Origin of the sequence: Cupriavidus sp. L7L, assembly GCF_004353535.1 — a bacterium.
Classification (GTDB): domain Bacteria; phylum Pseudomonadota; class Gammaproteobacteria; order Burkholderiales; family Burkholderiaceae; genus Cupriavidus; species Cupriavidus oxalaticus_A.
Genome location: NZ_SMNY01000210.1, coordinates 1 through 652, shown reverse-complemented (window position 1 = coordinate 652; position 652 = coordinate 1). Strand labels below are relative to the sequence as shown.

Annotated in this window: 1 protein-coding gene; it reads left to right on the top strand. The window is 57.7% G+C overall.

Going from position 1 to position 652, the window contains the following annotated elements; all coding sequences use genetic code 11:
- Positions 1 to 24: 24 nt before the first annotated feature.
- The coding region (locus tag E1J61_RS37215; RefSeq protein WP_371705051.1) for a reverse transcriptase domain-containing protein at positions 25 to 652 on the top strand (628 nt) is incomplete at its 3' end.

Sequence of the window (652 nt, the reverse complement as noted above, 5' to 3'; positions counted from 1 at the left end):
TCACGCCGCTGTTCGGCAGAGTGGATTCTAGAGGGCGACATCCGAAGCTGCTTCGACAGTTTCAGTCATCCCTGGGTTCTGGAACACATCCCGATGGATAAGATGGTTCTGCGCAAATGGCTGGAGGCCGGGTACATCGATGAGGGATCTCTGTTCGAGACACGGGCGGGTACACCCCAGGGGGGCATCATCTCACCTGTGATCGCGAATATGGCGCTGGACGGGTTGGAGGCGGCCATTCATGCGAGTGTCGGAGTGTCAGCACCCGCGCGCCAAAAACTCAAGCTCAAGGTTCACGTCATCCGATATGCCGACGATTTTGTCGCGACTTGTGCGTCGAAGGAAGTCCTCGAAACCCAAGTTCTCCCCGCTGTCCGCCGTTTCATGGCGGAGCGCGGGCTGGAACTGTCGGAGGAGAAGACCTGGATTACGCATACATCGGAGGGGTTCGATTTTCTCGGGCAGAACGTACGCAAGTACGGCTGCAAGTTGCTGATCAAGCCAGCGAACAAGAGTATCAAATCGCTGCTGAGCAAGGTCCGGGAGATCATCAAGGGCAATGCGAGCGCCACGCAGGAGGCATTGATACGGCAACTCAACCCGGTTATTCGGGGCTGGGCCACGTACCACCGTCACATCGTGGCGAAAGCAG